Source organism: Lentzea sp. NPDC060358, from assembly GCF_042725365.1.
Lineage (GTDB): Bacteria > Actinomycetota > Actinomycetes > Mycobacteriales > Pseudonocardiaceae > Lentzea.
Genome location: NZ_JBHXCW010000051.1, coordinates 1 through 17,940, shown reverse-complemented (window position 1 = coordinate 17,940; position 17,940 = coordinate 1). Strand labels below are relative to the sequence as shown.

General features: G+C 68.8%; 18 protein-coding genes, 1 tRNA gene and 1 pseudogene. 16 read left to right on the top strand and 4 right to left on the bottom strand.

The window, feature by feature from the left end; translation table 11 throughout:
- Positions 1-58 precede the first annotated feature (58 nt).
- Genes ACFWGZ_RS13985 through ACFWGZ_RS13970 form a run of 4 tightly spaced genes read left to right on the top strand, consistent with a single transcriptional unit; the run spans position 59 to position 3,939 of the window.
- Entirely contained in the window at positions 59-988 is a 930-nt protein-coding gene (locus tag ACFWGZ_RS13985) for an ABC transporter permease (protein WP_382451870.1), read from the top strand.
- Positions 981-1,955, top strand: coding sequence for an ABC transporter permease (locus tag ACFWGZ_RS13980; RefSeq protein ID WP_382451869.1), 975 nt, complete (start codon positions 981-983; stop codon positions 1,953-1,955). The genes ACFWGZ_RS13985 and ACFWGZ_RS13980 overlap by 8 nt, the downstream gene beginning before the upstream one ends.
- A gap of 9 nt (positions 1,956-1,964) precedes the next feature.
- A complete protein-coding gene (locus ACFWGZ_RS13975) occupies positions 1,965-2,951 on the top strand; it encodes an ABC transporter ATP-binding protein (protein ID WP_382451868.1) in 987 nt (328 codons plus the stop codon).
- Entirely contained in the window at positions 2,944-3,939 is a 996-nt protein-coding gene (locus ACFWGZ_RS13970) for an ABC transporter ATP-binding protein (protein WP_382451867.1), read from the top strand. The genes ACFWGZ_RS13975 and ACFWGZ_RS13970 overlap by 8 nt, the downstream gene beginning before the upstream one ends.
- A gap of 10 nt (positions 3,940-3,949) precedes the next feature.
- Here ACFWGZ_RS13970 and ACFWGZ_RS13965 read toward each other — a convergent pair whose 3' ends face one another.
- The 3 genes from ACFWGZ_RS13965 to ACFWGZ_RS13955 are packed head-to-tail and all read right to left on the bottom strand — an operon-like array spanning position 3,950 to position 6,395.
- Complete coding sequence (locus ACFWGZ_RS13965; RefSeq protein ID WP_382451866.1) at positions 3,950-4,516, bottom strand: chloramphenicol phosphotransferase CPT family protein; 567 nt, start codon at positions 4,514-4,516, stop codon at positions 3,950-3,952.
- Positions 4,513-4,941, bottom strand: a complete 429-nt coding sequence (locus ACFWGZ_RS13960) for a GNAT family N-acetyltransferase (protein WP_382451865.1) — start codon at positions 4,939-4,941, stop codon at positions 4,513-4,515. Before ACFWGZ_RS13960 ends, ACFWGZ_RS13965 begins: the two co-directional genes overlap by 4 nt.
- The gene (locus ACFWGZ_RS13955; RefSeq protein ID WP_382451864.1) at positions 4,938-6,395 is read right to left on the bottom strand and encodes a S10 family peptidase; all 1,458 of its coding nucleotides are present in this window, start codon (positions 6,393-6,395) and stop codon (positions 4,938-4,940) included. The genes ACFWGZ_RS13960 and ACFWGZ_RS13955 overlap by 4 nt, the downstream gene beginning before the upstream one ends.
- Before the next feature lie 30 nt (positions 6,396-6,425).
- Here ACFWGZ_RS13955 and ACFWGZ_RS13950 point away from each other — a divergent pair, with 30 nt between their 5' ends.
- The 12 genes from ACFWGZ_RS13950 to ACFWGZ_RS13895 all read left to right on the top strand — a co-directional run bounded on the left by ACFWGZ_RS13950 (position 6,426) and on the right by ACFWGZ_RS13895 (position 16,350).
- The gene (locus tag ACFWGZ_RS13950) at positions 6,426-7,061 is read left to right on the top strand and encodes a uracil-DNA glycosylase (RefSeq protein WP_382451891.1); all 636 of its coding nucleotides are present in this window, start codon (positions 6,426-6,428) and stop codon (positions 7,059-7,061) included.
- Positions 7,062-7,378: 317 nt separating this feature from the next.
- Positions 7,379-8,278 carry a type IV toxin-antitoxin system AbiEi family antitoxin gene (locus ACFWGZ_RS13945; protein WP_382451863.1) on the top strand — a complete coding sequence of 300 codons (900 nt, stop codon included), beginning with the start codon at positions 7,379-7,381 and terminating at the stop codon, positions 8,276-8,278.
- The gene (locus tag ACFWGZ_RS13940) at positions 8,265-9,089 is read left to right on the top strand and encodes a hypothetical protein (RefSeq protein ID WP_382451862.1); all 825 of its coding nucleotides are present in this window, start codon (positions 8,265-8,267) and stop codon (positions 9,087-9,089) included. Before ACFWGZ_RS13945 ends, ACFWGZ_RS13940 begins: the two co-directional genes overlap by 14 nt.
- A gap of 90 nt (positions 9,090-9,179) precedes the next feature.
- Positions 9,180-9,653, top strand: a complete 474-nt coding sequence (locus ACFWGZ_RS13935; RefSeq protein ID WP_382451861.1) for an SMI1/KNR4 family protein — start codon at positions 9,180-9,182, stop codon at positions 9,651-9,653.
- 28 nt (positions 9,654-9,681) lie between these two features.
- A complete protein-coding gene (locus tag ACFWGZ_RS13930) occupies positions 9,682-10,626 on the top strand; it encodes a hypothetical protein (RefSeq protein WP_382451860.1) in 945 nt (314 codons plus the stop codon).
- Complete coding sequence (locus ACFWGZ_RS13925; RefSeq protein WP_382451859.1) at positions 10,623-11,564, top strand: AAA family ATPase; 942 nt, start codon at positions 10,623-10,625, stop codon at positions 11,562-11,564. Before ACFWGZ_RS13930 ends, ACFWGZ_RS13925 begins: the two co-directional genes overlap by 4 nt.
- Positions 11,561-12,790 carry a DUF58 domain-containing protein gene (locus ACFWGZ_RS13920; protein ID WP_382451858.1) on the top strand — a complete coding sequence of 410 codons (1,230 nt, stop codon included), beginning with the start codon at positions 11,561-11,563 and terminating at the stop codon, positions 12,788-12,790. The genes ACFWGZ_RS13925 and ACFWGZ_RS13920 overlap by 4 nt, the downstream gene beginning before the upstream one ends.
- Complete coding sequence (locus ACFWGZ_RS13915; RefSeq protein ID WP_382451857.1) at positions 12,790-13,245, top strand: hypothetical protein; 456 nt, start codon at positions 12,790-12,792, stop codon at positions 13,243-13,245. Before ACFWGZ_RS13920 ends, ACFWGZ_RS13915 begins: the two co-directional genes overlap by 1 nt.
- Positions 13,246-13,387: 142 nt before the next feature.
- A complete protein-coding gene (locus tag ACFWGZ_RS13910) occupies positions 13,388-14,713 on the top strand; it encodes an NAD(P)/FAD-dependent oxidoreductase (RefSeq protein WP_382451856.1) in 1,326 nt (441 codons plus the stop codon).
- Between the two features lie 219 nt (positions 14,714-14,932).
- Entirely contained in the window at positions 14,933-15,055 is a 123-nt protein-coding gene (locus ACFWGZ_RS13905; protein ID WP_382417096.1) for a hypothetical protein, read from the top strand.
- Positions 15,052-16,155 carry a RimK family alpha-L-glutamate ligase gene (locus tag ACFWGZ_RS13900; protein ID WP_382451855.1) on the top strand — a complete coding sequence of 368 codons (1,104 nt, stop codon included), beginning with the start codon at positions 15,052-15,054 and terminating at the stop codon, positions 16,153-16,155. Before ACFWGZ_RS13905 ends, ACFWGZ_RS13900 begins: the two co-directional genes overlap by 4 nt.
- Before the next feature lie 118 nt (positions 16,156-16,273).
- Positions 16,274-16,350: transfer RNA gene (locus ACFWGZ_RS13895), tRNA-Leu, on the top strand.
- Between the two features lie 623 nt (positions 16,351-16,973).
- On the opposite strand, the pseudogene ACFWGZ_RS13890 reads toward ACFWGZ_RS13895, so the two are convergent.
- Positions 16,974-17,798 (bottom strand): annotated as a pseudogene (locus ACFWGZ_RS13890) (recombinase family protein); the annotation flags it as partial.
- Positions 17,799-17,940: the final 142 nt, after the last annotated feature.

Here is a 17,940-nt window from a genome sequence, read left to right as displayed (position 1 = left end):
GGGCCGGAGCGGTTCCCGAAGGGCTCGGGGCGCCCCCACCACGCAAGGAGCCGACCTCATGGGTCGCTATGTGCTGCGCCGTCTGCTGCAGCTGATACCGGTCTTCCTGGGGACCACCTTCCTGATCTACGCCCTCGTCTGGGCGATTCCGCAGGACCCCTTCGCGGGCAAGTGCGGCCAGCGGCCGTGCGATCCGGCCTACATCGCCGAGATGAGCCAGAAGCTCAACCTCAACGACCCGTTGCTGATCCAGTACTTCAAGTACCTGGGCAACCTGGTCGTCGGTGACTTCGGCACCACGTTCAACGGCGTCTCCGTCGGCGAGCAGATCAGCACCTCGTGGCCGATCACGCTCAAGATGGGCATCATCGCGCTGATCATCGAGGCCGTCATCGGCATCATCGCCGGCGTCCTCACCGGTCTGCGCAAGTCGGGCTTCCTGGACAACCTGGTCCTGGTCTCGACACTGTTCCTGATCTCGCTGCCGGTCTTCGTCACCGGTTTCGTGCTGCGGCTCTACCTCGGCCCGCAGGGCTTCGACCTGATGGACACCTCGGTCAGCTCCGATCCGACGTTCGGCGAGCTGATCCTGCCGGGGTTCGTGCTCGGCAGCCTCTCGATGGCCTACGTGGCCAGGCTGACCCGGTCCAGCATCGTCGAGAACCGGCGCTCCGACTACGTGCGCACGGCCATCGCCAAGGGCCAGCCGCAGACCCGCGTCGTCGGCATCCACCTGCTGCGCAACTCGCTGATCCCGGTGATCACGTTCCTCGGCACCGACCTCGGCAGCCTCCTCGGCGGCGCGATCGTCACCGAGGGCGTCTTCAACATCAACGGCATCGGCGGCCTGATCTTCCGCGGCATCCAGGAGAAGGAAGGCGTCATGGTCACGGGCATCGTGACCCTGCTGGTGCTGGTGTACCTGCTGATGAGCCTGCTCGTCGACCTCCTGTACGCCGTTCTCGACCCGAGGATTCGCTATGAGTGACCCAGGATCCGTGTCCGGTGGAGCCGGACTCGAGGCGTCCGCGGCGGCCGGCGTCGACCAGGCCAGCCACCTCGACGACTCGTCGCAGAAGCAGCGCAAGCCCCGGTCGCTCTGGAGCGACGCGTGGGGTGAGCTCCGCCGCAAGCCGACGTTCATCATCTCGCTGGTGATCATCGCGGTCATCGTGCTGATGGCGATCTGGCCGACGCTGTTCACGTCGGTCGACCCGCGGGCCGCCGACCTCGACAAGTCGCTGCAGTCGCCCTCGGGCGACGCGTGGTTCGGCTACGACCTGCAGGGCTACGACGTCTACGCCCGCGCGATGCACGGCGCCCGCGCGTCGCTGCTCGTCGGCATCTTCGCGACGCTGCTGACGGTGCTGATCGGCTCGATCATCGGCATCATCGCCGGCTACGCGAAGACGTGGCTCGACTCGGTGCTCTCGCGGTTCGCCGACATCTTCGCCGGCATCCCGTTCGTGCTCGGTGCGATCGTCATCCTGACGACGCTCAACGCGCCCACGGAGAACCCCGGCGTGGCCAGGATCATCACCCAGGTGGTGCTCTCGATCGCCGTGCTGTCGTGGCCGGTGGCCATGCGCATCATGCGGTCGGCGACGCTGGTCGCGAAGCAGCAGGACTACGTCAAGGCCGCCCGCGGTCTCGGCGCGTCCCCGCTGCGGATCGTGTTCCGGCACCTGCTGCCGAACACCGTGGCGCCCGTGCTGGTGTACGCGACGATCGCCCTGGGTGCCTTCATCGGCGCCGAGGCGACGCTCGCGTTCCTCGGCATCGGCCTGCGCCCGCCGGTCGTGTCGTGGGGCGTGATGATCTCCGAGTCGCGCGACTACTTCCAGTCGGCGCCGCACATGCTGCTGTTCCCGGCGGGCTTCGTCACGATCACCGTGCTGGCCTTCGTCATGCTCGGCGACGCCGTGCGCGACGCCCTCGACCCCAAGTCCCGATAGGGGAATCCTGTGACTCAGCCACTGCTGGAGGTCGAGGATCTCCACGTGGAATTCCGCACCCGCGACGGTGTCGCGAAGGTGCTCAACGGCGTGAGCTACCACGTCTCGGCCGGCGAAACCCTCGCCGTGCTGGGCGAGTCCGGCTCCGGCAAGTCCGTGACCGCGCAGACGATCATGGGCATCCTGGACACGCCACCGGGGTTCATCACCAACGGCACGATCAAGTTCCGCGGTGAGGACCTGCTGAAGCAGTCGGCGGACGAACGCCGCGAGGTTCGCGGCGAGGGCATCGCCATGATCTTCCAGGACGCCCTCTCCGCCCTGAACCCCGTGTTCACGGTCGGGTTCCAGATCGAGGAGCAGCTCAAGGTGCGCCGCGGGATGTCCAAGGCGGACGCCCGCAAGCGCGCGATCGAGCTGCTCGACCAGGTCAAGATCCCGAACGCCAAGGGACGGGTCTCGGACTACCCGCACCAGTTCTCCGGCGGCATGCGGCAGCGCGCGATGATCGCGATGTCGCTCGCGCTCGACCCGGAGCTGCTGATCGCGGACGAGCCCACGACCGCGCTGGACGTCACCGTGCAGGCCCAGATCATGGACCTGCTGGCGGAGATCCAGAAAGAACGCGACATGGGCATGATCCTGATCACCCACGACCTCGGCGTCGTCGCCGACGTCGCGGACCGGATCTCGGTCATGTACGCGGGCCGCATCGTCGAGCACGCCGACGTCTACGAGCTGTTCCGCGCGCCGGGCCACCCGTACACGGAGTCGCTGCTCGAGTCCCTGCCGCGCGTGGACCTGCGCGGCCAGGAGCTCAAGACGATCAAGGGTCTGCCGCCGTCGCTGACCAACATCCCGCCGGGCTGCCCGTTCAACCCGCGCTGCCCGCGCGTGTTCGACCGCTGCACCACGGAGGTCCCTGCCGTGCACAACCTCGGCATGGGCCGCACCAGCCGGTGCCACATCGCGGAGGAGGTGGTCGCTCGTGGCTGAGCCCATCCTCGAGGTCGAGAACCTCGTCAAGCACTTCCCGGTCCGCGTCGGCGTGCTGTTCAAGCGCACCGTGGGCCACGTCAAGGCCGTCGACGGCGTCTCGTTCTCGCTCGGCAAGGGCGAGACCCTGGGCGTCGTGGGCGAGTCGGGCTGCGGCAAGTCGACGCTGGCCCAGGTGCTGATGCGCCTGGAACCGCCGACGTCGGGCGTCGCGCGCTTCGAGGGCCGCGACATCTTCGGCATGAAGGGCTCGGAGCTGCGCAAGCTGCGCCGGGACATCCAGATCGTGCTGCAGGACCCGTACACGTCGCTGAACCCGCGCATGACGGTCGGCGACATCGTCGGCGAGCCCTACGAGATCCACACCGAGGTCGCGCCGAAGGGCGACCGGCAGCGCAAGGTCCAGGAGCTGCTGGAGACCGTGGGTCTCAACCCGGAGCACATCAACCGGTACCCGCACCAGTTCTCCGGCGGACAGCGCCAGCGCATCGGCATCGCCCGCGCGCTCGCGTTGAAGCCCAAGGTGATCGTGTGCGACGAGCCGGTGTCCGCTCTGGACGTGTCGATCCAGGCGCAGGTCATGAACCTGCTGGGCGACCTGCAGTCCGAGATGGGCCTCTCGTACGTCTTCATCGCGCACGACCTGTCGGTGGTCCGCCACCTGTCGGACCGCGTCGCGGTGATGTACCTCGGCAAGATCGTGGAGATCGGCACCGAGGCCGAGATCTACGAGCGCCCGATGCACCCGTACACGCAGGCGCTGCTGTCCGCCGTGCCGGTGCCGGACCCGACCCAGCGCGGCCGTCGCGACGTCATCCGCCTGACCGGTGACGTGCCGTCGCCGATCGACCCGCCGTCGGGCTGCCGGTTCCGCACGCGGTGCTGGAAGGCGCAGGACATCTGCGCGACCGAGGTGCCGGAGCTGGTGTCGCGCAACGGGGACCACCCCGCGGCGTGCCACTTCGCCGAGGAGCGCGCGGTCGTGTGACCTTGGATCTTCAGGTGGTTGAGGGGTCGTGCCCGCGGGCGCGGCCCCTCAGCTCGTCGAAGGCCCTGGGGCCGGGTGGCCGGCTCAGGAACCGCGTGATCGCCAGAGCGCACTCCCGCGGGCCGCCGGCGCCCGTGTCGACCTCGAAGTCGTAGAGCCCGTGCCGGTGGACGCTCTCCAGCTGCGCGGCGGCATGCCCCGGCACCCGGTCACCCCGCGCCCGTTCGCGCCTCTCCAGTTCGTCCACAGGGCAGTGCACGCCCACGAACACGACGTCCAGGCCCTCCCACTCGGTCAGGCAGTCCCGCAGGCGCCACGGCTCGCTCAGCACGTGGTCGGCCACGACGTCGTTGCCCGCCCGAGCCATTCCCGCGACCGCGCGGTGGAAACCCGCCCGCGTGCGCCGCAGGACGTCCGCGAGCTCGGGCCCGCCCAGTTCGAGGGTGCGTTCCACGGACCGCATCGCCCCGAAGGCGTCGACGGCCAGGTGGAACCACGGGGTGTCCAGCACGCGCAGCAGCTCCGCCGCGATGCTCGACTTGCCGGAACTGGACGTGCCGTTGAGGAGGACGATCACGGCCGGGCGAGGTCCGTGATGGACACCCCGGGACCGACCTCGCGCTCCCCGATCTCCACGAACCCGCGCCCGCGGTACAGCGCGAGCGCCGGCTCGTTCCTGCTGCCGGTGCTCACGGTCTGCGGTCCGTCCGGCAGCGCGTCGAGCAGTTTCGTGGCGACCCCGCGGCGGAAGGCCCGCGGGTGCACCACCAGCCGGCAGATGTCCACAGTGGACCCGTCGAGCTGGTAGGACACCGCTCCCGCAAGGCCTTCGTCGTCGCGGACGCCGAGGAACGTCTCCCCGCACGCCCGGAGGTCGTCGAGCGACTCGTGCAGCGGCGGTATGCCGTCGAAGCCGATGATGCCGGCCTCGACGGCGTACGCGAGACGTTGCACCGTCCACAGCTCGTGCAGGACGGTGTCGTCGGTCAGGTCCAGGATCACGTGTTGGACGAGTTCCTGACGAACGCCGCGAGGTCCTCCGACTGCTGGATCCGCGACGGCTCGTGCACGTACATCATGTGGCCGGCGGGGTAGTAGGCCGACTCGATGTTCGCCGTCAGCTCCTTCGGGATCTGCAGGTGCGCGAGCAGGTGCTCGGCCGCGAAGTACGGCGTCGCGCCGTCGTACCAGCCGAACGCCACGTGCACCTTGAGGTGCGGGTTCGCCCTCATCGCCGCCGACAGCCTGCCCGCGGTCGTCACGTGCCGGCCCTCGAACTCCTTGTACGACCACTGCTCGATGACGCGCGACAGCACCTCGTACGGCAGGTCGCTGGAGTAGCCCAGCTCGGCGTGCAGGTAGTGGTTGAGCGTGGCCGCGTACGGGCCGACGATCGCGTCGATCGACGGGTCCGCGGAGATGCCCTCGCGGCCGTAGTCGGTGTCCCAGCCGGTGAAGCGGGAGTCGATGCGGCCGACGGTCTTGCGGTCGCGGCGCAGCAGCTCGGTGAAGAACCGGATGTGCTCGATGCGCAGGTCGACCGCGTCCACGTACTCCTCGGACAGGCCGGTGAGCCGCGCGAGCTTCTCGACGGTCGCGGCACGTTCGGCGTCGGAGAGCCGGTTGCCGCGCGCGAGGGCGTAGGGGTAGTCGCGGACCGCGAACTCCTCGGCCTCGGCGAGCACCTCCTTCAGCGGGCGGTCGCCGTGCAGGCCGTGGTAGTGCGCGATGGCCGCGTACGTCGGCAGGAAGAGCGTGTAGCCGAGGTCGTGGCCCTCGTTGAACTCGATCGACGCGAAGTCGAGCACCGAGGAGATGAGCATGAGCCCGTTGAGGTACATGCCGTGCTTCTTCTGCAGCTGCTCGGCCAGGCCCGCGGCGCGCAGCGTGCCGTACGACTCGCCGCAGAGGAACTTCGGCGACATCCACCGGCCGTGGCGCGAGGTCCAGAGCCGGATGAGCTCGGCGATCGAGTCGATGTCGGGCTGGTAGCCGTGGAAGCTGCCCGGCTTCTCGCCCTTCGCGGCGCGGGAGAACCCGGTCGACACCGGGTCGATGAAGACGAGGTCGCTCTCGGCGAGCAGCGACTCCTCGTTGTCCGCGATCCCGTACGGCGGCGGGGTCAGGTCGCCGACGTCGCCGCTGAGCACCCGGCGGGGCCCGAGGAGCCCCATGTGCAGCCACACGCTGGCGGACCCCGGCCCGCCGTTGAACGCGAACGTCACCGGCCGCTTGAGCGGGTCGGCGCCGTCGAGCGTGTACGCGGTCAGGAACACCTCCGCCTTGGGCTTGTGGCCCTCGAACACGCCGTCCTTGATCACCTCCTCCTTGAGCACGACACGCCCGGTGGTCGCGGTGTAGTTCAGCTCGCGGCCCTTGACGGTGATGCTGTGCTGGGTGGTGACAAGGTCATCAGACGGAGATTCGGGCTTCTCTTCGGTCTTCTCCTCGGACATGGGAGCAACACTACGGAACTCGACGAGCGGATAACGGCCTGCCGAGCGTGCCCGCGCCTGGTCGCGTGGCGCGAGTCCGTCGCGCAGGTGAAACGGGCCGCGTTCCGCGACCAGGAGTACTGGGGCAAGCCGGTGCCGGGCTTCGGTCCGATGGACGCCTCGCTGCTGATCGTGGGCCTCGCTCCCGCCGCGCACGGCGCGAACCGGACGGGCCGCATGTTCACCGGCGACCGCTCCGGCGACTTCCTCTACCGGGCGCTGTACGAGCTGGGGCTGGCCTCCCAACCCGAGGCGTGGGCGCTGGACGACGGCCTGGAGCTGCACGACGTCCGCATCGCCTCCCCCGTGCGGTGCGCGCCGCCCGCGAACAAGCCGACACCCGAGGAACGCGACCGCTGCACGCCGTTCCTGCGCGAGGAGATCGGGCTGATGACGTCGCTGCGGTCCGTCGTGGTGCTCGGGGCGTTCGGGTGGCAGGCGTTCCTGCCGCTGCTGGGCTCCGCACGGCCGAAGTTCGGGCACGGCGTGGAGGTCACGCTCGGCGGGCTGCGCGTGTTCGGCTGCTACCACGTCTCGCAGCAGAACACCTTCACCGGGAAGCTGACCCAGCAGATGCTGCAGGACGTCCTGCGCCGGGCGATCAGCCCGGACGATCAGAGCTGCTGAAGTTGGTGTCGACCACCCGAACGTGGTGAGCAGGTCGCTTTACGAAGAGTGTTCCGCAAAATAGCATGTTCCATGTGTCCTGGAACGGTGCGGAACGTGGAACGACTGAGGCTGAGCTCGTCCTGTCGGCGGTGCGTGCGATCAGGTCGACGTTGCCGCCGACCTGGTCGCTCGAGCTCGACGAGGTGAGTGGAGATCTCGGCTCCCGGCGTGCGTACAGGCCGGACGGACAGTTGGTGATCACAGCACCTGGTGGAGCGTCAGCGGTGGTGTTGCTGGAGTGCAAAGGGGTAGTGGCGCCAAGAGATGTGTCCAGAGTGGCAGAGCAGCTCGACGAGTACGCGCGAGCGGCCGGCGAACGCGGGCTCAAGATCGGCGCGCTGATGCTCATAGCGCCTTTCGTGTCACCGGCTACTCGTGAGCAGATGAGTCGGCGTCGCCTCATGGGCTGGTTCGACTTGACCGGAAACCTGCGCCTGAGGGTCGACGATCCGGCCCTGTTCGTCGATCGAGCTGGTGCGGACCGAAGCGGGTTCCGGGACCCCGCTGATCGGCTGCTCAAATCGCTTCGTGGTCCTGCGGCGGCGAAAGTCGTGCTCGAACTCTGCGATACGACGGTGCCTGTCGGAGTCCGGGATCTGGCAGCGCGTGCTCAGGTCGGTGCTGCCTCGAGCGCGCGGGTGCTCGAGCTGCTCGACCGGGAAGCGGTCATCACGCGAAATCAGGACGGGGCGGTAACTTCTGTCAGGAAGCGTGCACTGGTGGATCGCTGGGCGCAGGACTACAAGGTCATGGCCTCCAATGAAGTCATCGCGACCTTGGATCCCAGAGGGTTGGGTCATGCTCTGACATCGTTGCGAGGCGTGGGTTCGCGTGTCGTCGTGACGGGCTCTGCCGCTGCACGTGCGTATTTACCGCACGACTTGGCAGCCGTGTCGCCGTTGGTTTCGCTGAGCTTGTACGCCGAGGATCCGATCGGCCTCATGGAGCATCTCAACTTGAGAACCGTTGAGCGCGGAACAAACGTGCTCGTCATGCGGCCCTACGACGATGTCGTATTTGCGCGTTCGCGACGCATCGAGGGGCTTGAATATGCGGCTCCCGCCCAAGTCGTTGTCGATCTGCTGACCGGGCCGGGGCGCTCCACGGAGGAAGCCGAACAACTCTTGGCAGTGCTTGAATCAGATGAACCGGGTTGGAAGAATGATCACGCCTGAATACGTGCTGGCGCGGGGTGTTCTGCTCGATGCGCTGAGTGGTCTCGGAGCGCATCGCGATGCGGTGATCCTCGTTGGTGCGCAAGCTGTCTACCTGCACACAGGGACCGCAGACTTCGGTACCGCTCCGACCACCACGGATGCTGACCTCGCTCTCATCCCGGAGAACCTCGCGGACGAGCCCGCGGTGGTGGAAGCCATGCGTGCAGGCGGCTTCGTACCGGGCAATCAACCTGGACGGTGGCTGGGAGAGGGAGGAGTCGCGGTCGATCTGATGGCACCTGAAGAGTTGTGCGGGGGCTCGGGTCGGCGCTCGGCTCGTCTTCAACCACCCCACGACGACAAAGCCACGGCCCGCAAGACCCTGGGACTGGAAGCCGCGGTCGTGGACAACAGCGTTCGAGTGATCGGTGCCCTGAACGCGGCAGACTCGCGATCGTTCGAGATAAAAGTTGCGGGTGCCGGAGCGCTCATCGTCTCGAAGATCACAAAGATTTCCGAGCGTCGAGCGCAGATGCACAGGCTGAAGCCGAAAGACGGCCTCGACGTGCTTCGGTTGCTGCGCACCTTCGACACGGCAGAGTTGGCGCGTGGTCTGCGGGATCTCGTGTCCCACGAGCTGTCGAGCGCGGTGACCGAGCAGGCGGTGGCCGAACTTCGCGTTCTGGCGATCGGACCTGATGATCTGCTTCCGAGGCTTGCCGCAGAGGCGGAGGCGGGCTTCAGCGATCCGGATGAGATCAGGATGTCGATGGTCGTACTGGTCGACGACCTGATTCAGGAGTTCGACGCTGCGAACGTCCAGGCGTGACCGAGCAGAACACCTTCACCGGGAAGCTGACCCAGCAGATGCTGCAGGACGTCCTGCGCCGGGCCGTCGCGCCTGCTTAGGATGCCCGCCGTGGAGTTCTGGGACACCGGCACGCACGGCGTGCAGCCACCGCTCACCCGGGACGCCGTCCGCGAGGCCGAGGCCCTGCTCGGCGTGCGGCTGCCCGAGGCGCTGCTGGAGCTGCTGCGCGTGCAGAACGGCGGCTCCGTGGTTCCCGGGCGGTCGGCGTTCCCCGTCGCCTCGGCGACCTCGTGGGCGCCGGACCACGTCCCGTTCGACTCGGTGATGGGCATCGGGCCGGAGGGGAGCGCTCTGACGTTGCTCGACACGCCCTACCTGGTCGAGGAGTGGGACCTGCCGTCACCCGTCGTGCTGCTGAACGGCGACGGGCACTGGTGGATCGCCCTGGACTACCGCGCGTGCGGGCCGCAGGGGGAGCCGTCGGTGGTGTGGCTCGACGCCGAGGACGAGTCGGAGCTGGCGCTGGCGCCTGACCTGCGAACGTTCCTCGACGGCCTGGTACCCGCCGAAAGGTTCGAGTAGCCGCCCGAACCGTGCGAGGCTGACCGGCATGAGGTGGTGGCGGGCTGGACTGGCGGTGGCGGCGCTGCTGGTCGTCGTGGTCGCGGCCGCCGGCGCGTCCCCGATCACCCTCGTCAACCGCCTCGACGACCGGCCGCCGCCGCAGAACCGCGAACCCGCGCTCGACCTCGCGCTCCCTCAGGACCTGCCGGACGTGATCGCCGTGCCGTTCACGGTCTTCCTGCTGATCCTCGCCGGACTCGTCCTGTTCGGACTGGTCGGCATCGTCCTCGCCGTCGAGCTGCCCCGGTGGCGCCGGCGCCGCGGCACCCGCGGCATCGAGGTCGAGAGCCACGACGTCGAGGCGACGCCGGTCGTGCAGCGCGTCGAGAAGGCCCTGCAGGAGTTCACCGCGCACCCGCACCGGGCGCCGCGCGACGCCGTGATCGCCGCCTGGCTCGCGCTCGAGGCGACCGAACCGCGCAGGCCGCACCAGACGCCCACCGAGTTCACGAACGGGCTCGGCGTCGACGCGGGCGTCCTCAGGAACCTCTACCAGCGCGCGGTTCGGGCACGAGGACGTGACGCGCGAGCAGGCGCACGAGGCGCAGCGGGAGCTTGGCCGCATCATCCGGGAGCTCGCGTGAAGACCGTGCCGGCACTCGTGGCCGGAACGATCGCCGGCGTGGTGATCTGGTGGCTCGGCGCGCCACCGGGGTGGGCCGCGGCGCTGGCCGTGCCGCCCACCGCGTTCGCCCTGCTGGTCGGCAAGCTGCCACGCGCCACCGACGTCGTCTGGAGCGCGGACCCGCCGCCCGCGGGCTCGATCAGCACCGCGCACGCCAGCACGCTCGCCAGCCGGTTGCAGGAGGCGGCGCAGGACCCGCGGCGCTACCAGGAGCGGTTCCGCGCCCGGCTCGCCCGGCTGGGGATCGACGCGGCCGAGCTGCCGGACCCGAAGGACCTCGCGGAACGGCTCAGGAGGGTCGAGTGAGCATCGAACTGGAGGCCGAGGCCGTCCTCGCCGAGATCGGCAAGGTCGTCGTCGGGCGCACGCGGACCGTGCGGCTCGCGCTCGCGGCCGTGCTGGCCGGTGGCCACGTGCTGCTGGAGGACGTGCCGGGCCTGGGCAAGACGTTGATCGCGCGGTCGCTCGCGCAGGCGCTCAGCCTCGAGTTCCGCCGCCTGCAGTGCACGCCGGACCTGCTGCCCGCGGATGTCACCGGCTCGTTCCTCTACGACCCCGGCAGCCGCGAGTTCGAGTTCCACCGGGGGCCCGTGTTCACCGGCCTGCTGCTGGCCGACGAGATCAACCGCACGCCGCCCAAGACGCAGTCGGCGCTGCTGGAGGCCATGCAGGAGCGCCAGGTGACGGTGGAGGGCCGCACGTTCCCGCTGCCCAGGCCGTTCCACGTGCTGGCCACCTCGAATCCCGTCGAGTACGAGGGCACCTACCCGTTGCCGGAGGCGCAGCTCGACCGGTTCCTGGTGCGGCTCGACATCGGCTACCCGCCCGCCGAGGAGGAGGTCGAGGTCCTGCGGCACCGCATCGCCCGGCAGCGCGAGGAGGCCGAGGTGCCGCCGGTCCTCGCGGCCGGCCGGCTCGCGGAGCTGCAGGCCGAGCTGGAACGGACCACCGTGGACGACGATCTCCTGCGGTACTGCGTGGACCTCGCCGTCGCGACCCGCCGGCACCCGTCCGTCGAGGTCGGCGCGTCGCCGCGCGGGGCCCAGGGGCTCGTGCTCGTCGCCCGTGCTCTGGCCACTCTGGACGGACGCGCGTACGTGACGCCCGAGGACGTCAAGGAGTGCGCGATCGCGGTGCTGGCGCACCGGCTCGTGATGAAGCCCGAGACGTGGACCTCCGGCGTGAACGGCGTGCAGGTCGTCACCGAGCTGCTCGGCAAGGTCCCGGGCCCGCCCAGCGCATGAGCAGGGCCGACAAGATCCGGGAAGCGTTCGCCCAGTCGCACGGCGCGCACTGGCACCCCACCGACGCCCACTCGCGCGCGGTCTGGCTGGGTGTCGGGCTCGTCGTCGCCGGGCTGTTCCTGCACCAGGTCGAGCTGGTGCTGTTCGGTGCGCCGCTGGTGTTGTCCGTGCTGCTCACCCACAAGCCGAAGGGCACGCCGACGGTCAGCGTCCGCCCGGTGCCGCGCGGGGCGGGCGCCGGCGTCGTGCACACCGTCGCGCACGTCGACGGCGCGGACGCCGAGATCGCCGTGGTCAAGCTGCCGGGCGGGGTGAAGGCCGTGCCGGCGCACTCGCCCGACCTGCCCGTGGAGATCCGGCGCGACGCGTGGGGACCCGGCGTCGACCTGCGGCTCGACCACCTCTTCGCCGGACCCGACGGCCTGCACGTCTACGGGCCGATCGTCGGCACCGAGCACGTCCGCACGATCCTGCCGCCGGTCGAGCACCACCCGTCCGGCCCGCTGCCGCCCCGGCCCGCCGGTCTGGTCGGCATCCACCGGTCGCCGCGGGCGGGCGACTCCACCGAGCTGCGCGACATCCGGGCGTTCCAGCCGGGGGACCGGCTCAAGCGCATCGACTGGCGCGTCACCACCCGCACCGGCACCGTCCACGTCCGCGAGCGGCACGCCGAGGCCGACGCGGAGGTCGTGCTGGCGCTCGACACGCGCACGGACGTCGGTGCTGCCGTCGCGGACTGGTCCTCGCCCCAGTACGGCGCCACGACGCGCCCCGGCGGCAGCCTGGACCGCGCGGTGCGCCGTGCGGCGTCGATGGCCGCGGGCTACCTGCGGCAGGGCGACCGGGTGGCGTTGGTGGACCTGGGCCGGCCGCAGCTCAACGTGCGTTCCGGCGTGGGGCGGCGGCACCTGATGCGGATCCGCACGCAGCTCGTCGTGTGCGTGCAGGCCGCCGGGTGGGCGTCACGCGTGGCGTTGCGCAGGCTGCCGCACGGGTCCGTCGTCGTGCTGCTGTCGCCGTTCCTCGACGACGAGATCGCCGAACTGGCCGTGCAGACGCGCAAGCGCGGTCACGTCGTGCTGGCGATCAGCACGCTGCCGGTGCCGCTGGTGCCCGATCCGGAGGCGCCGTGGGGCGAGGTGGCCGCCGAGCTGATCGCCGCGGAGCACCGGCTGCGGCTGCGGCGCATGACCGAGCACGGGGTGCGGGTGACGACCGAGTGCTGATGCGACTGGCGATCGTTCTCGCCGCGCTGCCCGTGGCGGTGATCCTGCACTCCGAGGCCGGCTCGGTGGCACCGCTGGTCGTCGTCGCGGTGCTCACGGCGGTCACCGCGCTCATGCCGGGAAGCGCCGGGGCGGCGTTGCTGATCGGGTACGCGGCGCTCGCGATGGCGTTCGGCGAAGGGCACCCGTTGAGGATCGGTGTTCTGTTGATGATCCCCGCGTTACACCTCATTCACGTGATGTCCGCCATCGCCGCGGTCGTTCCGGTGAAAACGAAGATCGAGCCCGCCGCGCTGAAAGCACCGGCCCGCCGGTTCGCCATTGTCCAGGTGATCACTTTTGGCGTCGCGGCCTTCACCGCGTTCATCCCGACGGGTGCCGCGATCGGGCTCGTGGAGCTCCTCGGACTGGGGGCTCTGACGGTCCTCGTCGGGGTCGTCGCGCTGAGGATCTGAATCGGTACTCTCAGGGAGAACAGCTCGACCTCCGGTCAAGTCCCAGGTCAGCCGCGATCGTGTCGGGCATCACCTGGCGACGGTAGTCACAACAGCCCCTCACGACGCGCGAAAAATGGGGTCGTGGTGCCACCATGTGTGTATGGCTGCTGTGAAGTCGCAACCCACACGAATCGTCATTGTCGGCGGTGGGTACGTCGGTATGTACACGGCTCTCGGTCTGCAGAAGAAACTGCGTTCCGGTGAGGCTTCCGTGACGGTGATCGACCCGCAGCCGCACATGACCTACCAGCCCTTCCTGCCCGAGGCGGCGGCCGGCTCGATCGAGCCGCGCCACGTCGTCGCCCCCCTGCGCAAGGTGCTCAAGCGCTGCCACGTCGTCACCGGCCGCGTCACCAAGATCGAGCACGCGCGCAAGATCGTGACCGCCGAGCTGTCGGACGGCCACGTCGAGGAGATCGAGTACGACGTGCTCGTCTCCGCGCTGGGTGCGATCTCCCGCACGCTCCCGATCCCCGGCCTGGCCGAGGTCGGCATCGGCATGAAGACGATCGGCGAGGCGATCTACGTCCGCAACCACGTGCTCTCGCGCCTGGACCAGGCGGCCAGCACCAACAACGCGGACCTGCGCAAGAAGCTCCTCAGCTTCGTCGTGATCGGTGGTGGCTTCGCGGGCATCGAGACGCTCGCCGAGCTCGAGGACATGACGCGGTATGCGCTCCGCTACTACGAGGGCGTCAAGCCCGAAGAGATGAACTGGGTCCTGGTCGAGGCCGCCGGCCGGATCATGCCCGAGGTCTCCGCCAAGCTCGGCGCGTGGACCGTCGAGGCGCTCGAGAAGCGCGGCATCAAGATCTACCTCGACACCCGCGTGAAGTCGCTCGAGAACGGCCACGTCGTCCTCGACGACGGCACCGAGTTCGACTCCGACACGATCATCTGGACCGCCGGCATGAAGGCGAACCCGGTGCTGCGCAACACGGACCTCCCGCTCGACGAGCGCGGCCGCGTCCGGTGCACCGCCGCCATGCAGGTCCAGGGCCTCGACGGCGTGTGGGCCGCCGGCGACTGCTCCGCGGTGCCGGACCTCTCGCGCACCGACGAGGACCCGACGGCGACGTGCGTGCCGAACGCGCAGCACGCCATCCGCCAGTCGAAGCTGCTGTCGAAGAACATCGTCGCGTCGCTGCGCGGCCAGAAGCCGAAGGACTACTTCCACAAGTACCTCGGCTCGGTCGCGGGCCTCGGCCTCTACAAGGGCGTCGCGGACGTGTTCGGCCTGCGCTTCAAGGGCGTGCCGGCGTGGTTCATGCACCGCAGCTACCACGTGGCGTTCATGCCGACCGTGAACCGCAAGCTGCGCGTGCTGATGGACTGGACGCAGGCGCTGTTCTACGGCCGCGAGGTCGTGGCGCTCGGCCAGATCAACGACCCGAAGTCGGACTTCGACCGCGCGGTGCAGTCCTGACCGCTGCCCGCGGTGACGCCCGATGTCACTATCGGTGAGTAACGAAGTGCCCCGAATGAGACCACATTCGGGGCACTTTTCTGCTCCTCAGGCGGAACTTGAGCCCCCGATCGGAGTAAGCTGCGAGGGCTGCCTTGACATTGCGTTACGTGTTACCGAGACTACGGCTGGTGCATCACCTGAATGCGTGATTTGCCATGTGGGGAGTGAGGTGAACCGATGTCTCTCGAGGAGCTGGCCGCACAGCTTCGTCGCGGTGAGATCGAGGACCCCGCGTTGGCGCAGTACGCCACGGAGTACGCGCAGGCGGGGCAGAGTTTCCGCAGCAAGAAGGACGATTGAGCAGGTCAGCTGACGGACGGGTGCCGGGTGCCCCGTCCGAGGCTGCAAGGCCCCTCCTCCTGCAGGGGCAGGACTACCTCTTCCGCTCACCGCCCAAGTGCCTGGACTTCCAGGAACAGGTCCACCGCCTCGGCATGGTCGACGAGGGCGACGGCAACCCGCAACCCTGCGTGCTCGTCCTGGCCCGCGCCGCCGACATGGAGATGAACGAGCTCTCCATCGCCCTGGCGGAACGCGGCATCCGCATGGCCCGCATAGACGCCGACCGCTGCGTGGACCTCCCCCTCTCGGTCTACACCGACCAGCCGCTCATCGAGCTGGACCGCTGGCTCCTGCGCCCCCTGCTGGTCTGGCGCCGCCACTTCGAACTTTCCGCGGTCCCCGTCGAACCCGGCACCCTCGCCGGCGCCTACGCCGTCGACCAGTGGGCCTCAGTGGCCAACTGGCTGTCCTCACGGGCCGACTGGGCCCACGTGAACCCGTCGCGCTTCTCGACGCACCTGGACCGCCTCACCCAGCTCTCCGACGCCGCCGCCTTCGGCCTGCGCGTCCCCCGCACCGCCGTGACGACCCGCCCGGGCCGGACCCGACCGGGCGGCGGCCGCTGCATAGTGAAGACGGCGGGCCGCCACCTGCTGGAACCCCGCCCCGGCGTCCAGCACGGCCTGTTCCCCAGGCCCTTGGAGACCTCACGCGCCTCGGACGCCCCGGAACCGGCGCCGGTGATCGTGCAGGAGTACGTCCCGTCCGACACGGAACTGCGCGTGTTCGTGATCGGCGAGCACTGCATCGCCTACCAGGTCGACAAACTGGACCCGGCCCAACTCTGGGTAGACCCCGATGCCGTCCGGGTGACACCCACCTCGGTGCCCTCGTCGCTGTCCGACCGCCTCCTGGCCCTGGCCCGCCACTGGCGCGTGCAGGTGGCCGCGTTCGACCTGCTGGTGACCGGCACGGAGCACGTGTTCCTGGAGATCAACGTGAACTGCGACTGGCGCTGGTTCGAGCACCGCGCAGGCGACAACTCCGTCTCCGCCGCCGTGCACGACTGGGTGGCGCTGCGCTTCAAGGAGCTGCTCGGCGCGGGGAGGACGCGCTGATGTTCGGGTCCGTTCGACGCTTAGGCGAGTGCTCGCTCTAGTCCAATTCGCTGGGCCGCTCGGGCGAGAAACGACCATCCGCTCACACAAGCTGACGATCAAGCCCTAGGCTCACCGCGCCCCCGTAGCCCAATCGGTAGAGGCAGGTCCCTTAAAAGGATCACAGTACGGGTTCGAATCCCGTCGGGGGTACCAACTAGATCCGCACAAGGATTCGGTGCCTGATCAGGCGTTTCACTGGTTTCACAAGTCGCTTCGGCGATCCGTTCGGCCGCTTCGACTACCTCCAAAAGATGCGTGGAGGGGAGCCGGAGAGTAACCAGAAGATGATCATGGTCATCGTTCAGGCGGACGCCGAGCTGGGTGATCTTGAACAGCTGTCGTAGCAGCAGGTCAGGAGCCTTGCTCAGGTCCGTGACCAGGCGTGGAAGCGCGTCGAGCAGCGCGATGTCCTCGGCTATCGGCCTGGTTGGTACTGCTGTACCAATCGCTGTGGTGTTCGTCACGAGCGCTCGCTTCTGCTCGTCCAGTTCGTTGTAGGTCTGCCGTAGTCCGCGACTGAACGCGTCATCGCCGTCCTGCGCCTGACGGAGGATCGCTGCCTGCCTCCGCTCGATGTCGGCCAGCGTCCGCTCGGCCCGTTCGACATCGGCACGCTGCTGCTGCGCCTCGCGATCATCGACGGCCGCAAGGTCTGCTTCGAGCAGTGCGCGCCGCTCAGGACCGAACACGCGGTCCGCGAAGAAGGCCGCAATGCCCTCCATGATCGCGTCCTCGCGGACGTAGACCACCTCGGCATGGTCGGAGTACCTGTCGGGCCGTCCGCGGTTGTTACTGCGCGCTGAGCACATGTAGTAGACGCGCTGGTTGCGAAAGCTGCCGTACATCCGCCGGCCGCACGCGTCGAACACCATGCCGCGCAGCAGGTACGTGCGCGTGGCTGTGGAGTGCACGCTCGCGTCGTCGTCCCGCGAACCCTGCCGCGCCCGCCTCGTCGCGGCCATCTCGTCGAACATCCACTTCGGAATCAACGGCTCGTGCACCGGCTCTGGCGACCACACCCACAGGACCGGCGAGTTGACCTTCCCGCGCTTCGACCGCGTCGCCCGCCGGTTGAACACCTGGAACCCGGTGTACTTCGGGTTCCGCAGAAGTTCGCAGACGCTGGACTTGCTCCAAGCACCTCTGGCGCGGGCCTTGCTGGGTGGCTGCGGCGGCGGGTACTTGGCCAGATCGGCGTTGAGCAGGTCGGCGATCGTGCCGTAGCCGAGCCCTTGGTGGTAGCGCCACATCGCTATCTGGGTGACGGCCTCAGCGCGGATGCCGTCTGGCTCCAGCCGGGTCTTCGTCTGCCCCTTGGCGGCCTTCGTGGGGTTGGGATGCCGGTAGGTCTTGGCCTTATAGCCGTACGGCGGCTTGCCGATGTTCCAACCTTCACGGACGTGCGTGCACAACCCACCCCACGACTGCTCCAGCGTGTTGAGCACTTCGTACTCGGCGACCGACTGGTTGATCCGCCGCTGCAGGATCCTTTGCGCCCGGCTGCCTGTCAGCGTGATCGGCTCGTTGGAGGCGAACAACGGGACTTCGACCCGTTCCAACTCGCGTTCGATCGAGAGTCCTTCGTACGTACGCCGAGCCACCCGCGAGACGCTCTCGCAGATCACAACGTCGAACCTGCGGCCCTTGTGGGACTGTAAAACGTTCGGTGTAACTCCCGATCATGGAAGTGCACCTGATGACCGACATGATGTCCGGCGTGGAGAACGCCGAGGACTCGAAGCC

Bases quoted from the DNA above. Each gene is read 5' to 3' on its own strand.
- ACFWGZ_RS13985 (WP_382451870.1), top strand. From the start codon at position 59: ATGGGTCGCTATGTGCTGCGCCGTCTGCTGCAGCTGATACCGGTCTTC.
- ACFWGZ_RS13980 (WP_382451869.1), top strand. From the start codon at position 981: ATGAGTGACCCAGGATCCGTGTCCGGTGGAGCCGGACTCGAGGCGTCC.
- ACFWGZ_RS13955 (WP_382451864.1), bottom strand. From the start codon at position 6,395: ATGTCCGAGGAGAAGACCGAAGAGAAGCCCGAATCTCCGTCTGATGAC.
- ACFWGZ_RS13940 (WP_382451862.1), top strand. From the start codon at position 8,265: ATGATCACGCCTGAATACGTGCTGGCGCGGGGTGTTCTGCTCGATGCG.
- ACFWGZ_RS13930 (WP_382451860.1), top strand. From the start codon at position 9,682: ATGAGGTGGTGGCGGGCTGGACTGGCGGTGGCGGCGCTGCTGGTCGTC.
- ACFWGZ_RS13920 (WP_382451858.1), top strand. From the start codon at position 11,561: ATGAGCAGGGCCGACAAGATCCGGGAAGCGTTCGCCCAGTCGCACGGC.
- ACFWGZ_RS13915 (WP_382451857.1), top strand. From the start codon at position 12,790: ATGCGACTGGCGATCGTTCTCGCCGCGCTGCCCGTGGCGGTGATCCTG.
- ACFWGZ_RS13910 (WP_382451856.1), top strand. From the start codon at position 13,388: ATGGCTGCTGTGAAGTCGCAACCCACACGAATCGTCATTGTCGGCGGT.
- ACFWGZ_RS13905 (WP_382417096.1), top strand. From the start codon at position 14,933: ATGTCTCTCGAGGAGCTGGCCGCACAGCTTCGTCGCGGTGAGATCGAG.